Origin of the sequence: Vibrio sp. qd031, from assembly GCF_002100145.1 — a bacterium.
In the GTDB taxonomy this organism is placed as follows: domain Bacteria; phylum Pseudomonadota; class Gammaproteobacteria; order Enterobacterales; family Vibrionaceae; genus Vibrio.
The window spans coordinates 1-556 of the sequence record NZ_JXQD01000035.1 but is presented as its reverse complement, the minus strand read 5'-3'; the positions used below and the strand labels follow the sequence as shown (position 1 = coordinate 556).

General features: G+C 49.1%; 2 tRNA genes. Both read right to left on the bottom strand.

Going from position 1 to position 556, the window contains the following annotated elements:
- Positions 1 to 246 precede the first annotated feature (246 nt).
- Positions 247 to 320 (bottom strand) — tRNA-Cys (locus ST37_RS18275).
- A 131-nt stretch (positions 321 to 451) separates the two neighbouring features.
- A tRNA-Gly gene (locus ST37_RS18270) sits at positions 452 to 527 on the bottom strand.
- Positions 528 to 556 lie beyond the last annotated feature (29 nt).

Genomic DNA, 556 nt, shown 5'->3' with positions numbered 1-556 from the left:
GACTTGAACCGGCACGAATCGAAATTCGAGGGATTTTAAATCCCTTGTGTCTACCAATTCCACCACCAGGGCACACAAAATCTGTTGTGTTTGGTAACACCATTTAACTATATCGACGTTAATCAATATCAAAATTGTCTAGAACGACGCGACCGGTTAAGGCACGAGGCTCAAACTCATGATCTCAAACATAGCCAGATTGGACTCTGCTAACTGAGCGGGTATCACAAGTTTATTTTGAAATAATGGAGGCGCGTCCCGGAGTCGAACCGAGGTCCACGGATTTGCAATCCGCTGCATAGCCACTCTGCCAACGCGCCATATTTCTGTAGCAAGGGCTACTGAGCTTTCTACTTGATAGCAGGAAACTGGAACGACGCGACCGGCTAGGGCACGAGGTTCTTTTAATTTGGAACGACGCGACCGGCTAGGGCACGAGGTTCTTTTAATTTGGAGCGACACACGAGGTTCGAACTCGTGACCTCAACCTTGGCAAGGTTGCGCTCTACCAACTGAGCTAGTGTCGCAAATAAATGGTGCCCCGGGCCGGACTTGA